The organism is Nitrospirota bacterium, assembly GCA_016219645.1.
Taxonomy (GTDB): Bacteria; Nitrospirota; Nitrospiria; order Nitrospirales; family Nitrospiraceae; genus Palsa-1315.
Window position 1 is genome coordinate 1 of record JACRLR010000022.1, and the last position, 1947, is coordinate 1947.

The following is a 1947-nucleotide window of genomic DNA, read 5'->3' on the forward strand; positions in this document are numbered from 1 at the left end:
CAAAGGGATGTTGCAGCGGGTGGGGATTGCCCAGGCGCTCATCAACGATCCGGAATTAGTGGTGCTGGATGAGCCAATGTCAGGTCTGGATCCGGTAGGGCGCAAAGAGATCAGGGACTTGATCCTGCGATTGAAAGAATCTGGGAAGACGATCTTCTTCAGTTCCCACATCCTGCATGACGCCGAGGTTCTCTGTGACCGGGTTGCTATTATTCTCAAAGGACGACAAGTGGCATGCGGACGCGTTAGCGAACTGGTTGATGAAGGTGTGGCGCACTCGGTGGAAATCGTGGTCGATGGGCTTGGTCCTGAGGGGTTGGCGCGTCTGCGTCAACTGGCTGATCGCGTCATTGTCCAAGGCACTCAGGTCTTGGCGGTGCTGCCAGGCCGCCAGCACGTGGGGTCGGTTCTCGAGATCATTCGAGGCGCCAGGGCGACACTGGTGTCGCTGACTCCACAGAAGGGGTCGCTGGAGGACCTCTTTATTCGGGAGGTCAAGACCAAACAGCCGGAGTTGAGGGAAGCCGTATGAGAATTCTGTCTATCGCCACCAACACGTTTCGCGAAAACCTTCGCGAGAAGCTGCTGTACAATTTATTGTTTTTTGCCTTGCTCATGATCGGGAGTTCGATCCTTCTTTCCAGAATCACGCTGGGTGATTACCATCGGTTGATCTTGGATCTTGGACTTGCCAGCATCAATCTGTTTGGCGTTCTCATCGCGATCTTCGTCGGGATCGGGCTCGTCAGCAAGGAAGTCGATCGAAAGACGATCTATACGATCGTATCGAAGCCCATTCCTCGATATGAGTTTCTACTGGGGAAATATTGTGGGTTGGTCATGACATTATTCGCAAATACCGTCGTGATGGTGGCGGGGTTATTGATCGTGCTGTACGTCATGGACGTGCCGATCACCAGTTTGGTTTTTAAATCACTGGCCCTCATCTTTTTGGAGCTGATGGTTATCACCGCCGTCGCTGTTCTCTTCTCGACGTTTACGAGCGCGACGTTGAGCGCTATTTTTACCCTTGCCGTATATGTGATCGGGCACTTATCCGGTGACCTCAAGGAGTTTGCCAGGAAATTGGACGAAGTCAGCCAGGTGGTCGTCAATGCCATTTATTATACGCTTCCGAACCTTGAGCGATTCAACCTCAAAGGACATGTGATTCACCATCTCGACTTCGGTCTGGCTGATATGGCTCTCACCTTGGCCTATGGGTTGACCTACGCGGCGTTTCTACTCCTTCTGGCAAGTGTGATCTTCCAACGACGGGATTTCCAGTAACAGCTCGAGACGCCCTTCCTCAGCGCTTACATGCATGATGGTGCGAGGAAGGGCACCGACTGCCTTCTGGAGGTAGCTGGGGATGGATTCGGCCAAGCCTAGCTTGTGATGGCGCCTTCCGAGGCGGAGGAGACGTGTCTGGCATATTTCCCCATCACGCCTGAGGTGTAGCGCGGTACCGGTGGTTTGACCTTCTTCAGCCGAGCGGCGATTTCTTTCTGCGAGAGGGCCACATCCAAACGGCGTTTGGGTATATCGAAGGTAATCGTGTCGCCGTTCTTGAGCGACGCAATCGGCCCTCCCTTCGCGGCTTCAGGGGCGACGTGGCCTGCCATCAATCCATGGGTTGCGCCGGAAAAACGGCCGTCAGTGAGCAAAGCCACAGAGTCGCCAAGGCCGGCGCCCACGATGGCGGCTGTCACGCCCAACATCTCGCGCATGCCTGGCCCACCGGATGGACCTTCATACCGAATAACAACGACATCACCAGGCTTGATCTGTCCTGCCTTGACTGCTACGAAGGCATCCTCCTCCCGCTCATAGACCTTCGCCCGTCCCTGGAACTTGGTCATCGAATGGCCGGCAACCTTCACGACACAACCTTCCGGCGCCAAATTCCCCTTCAGAATGACCAGACCGCCTGTCGGCTTGATGGGG

3 protein-coding genes are annotated in these 1947 nt (G+C 55.1%); 2 read left to right on the top strand and 1 reads right to left on the bottom strand.

Annotated elements, in window-relative coordinates; genetic code table 11:
* Positions 1 to 532 (top strand): ABC transporter ATP-binding protein (locus HZB34_10940; GenBank protein MBI5316477.1); only part of this gene is annotated, 532 nt, incomplete at its 5' end.
* Complete coding sequence (locus HZB34_10945; protein ID MBI5316478.1) at positions 529 to 1290, top strand: ABC transporter permease subunit; 762 nt, start codon at positions 529 to 531, stop codon at positions 1288 to 1290. The genes HZB34_10940 and HZB34_10945, both read left to right, overlap by 4 nt.
* A 98-nt stretch (positions 1291 to 1388) precedes the next feature.
* Here the strand turns inward: HZB34_10945 and HZB34_10950 are convergent.
* Positions 1389 to 1947 (bottom strand): dihydroxy-acid dehydratase (locus HZB34_10950; GenBank protein MBI5316479.1); only part of this gene is annotated, 559 nt, incomplete at its 5' end.

Excerpts from the sequence above, each read along its gene's own strand:
- HZB34_10945 (MBI5316478.1), top strand. The coding sequence starts at position 529 with ATGAGAATTCTGTCTATCGCCACCAACACGTTTCGCGAAAACCTTCGC.